This is a genomic window from Polaribacter sp. YIW18, from assembly GCF_057219325.1.
Genome location: NZ_JBXVVE010000020.1, coordinates 5,833 through 6,052 on the forward strand (window position 1 = coordinate 5,833; position 220 = coordinate 6,052).

Here is a 220-nt window from a genome sequence, read left to right on the forward strand (position 1 = left end):
GCTTTGTAACAGCCGACTTTAGCATCACCAAAGCCGCTTTAACAGTAACAGCTGATTCAGGTCAAACAAAAGTATATGGTGCAACAGACCCAGCACTAACCTATACAATTACAGGATTCCAAGGGACAGATAATGAATCTAGTTTAGATACAGGAGTTAGTATCGCAAGAGCAATAGGAGAAGATGTAAATACTTATACCATTACACCTTCCGGTGCTGC

1 protein-coding gene is annotated in these 220 nt (G+C 40.9%); it reads left to right on the forward strand.

Annotation, left to right across the window (positions count from 1 at the left end; genetic code table 11):
- On the forward strand, window positions 1-220 hold a 220-nt coding region (locus AC2D6T_RS11940), incomplete at both ends, for an MBG domain-containing protein (RefSeq protein ID WP_484681639.1).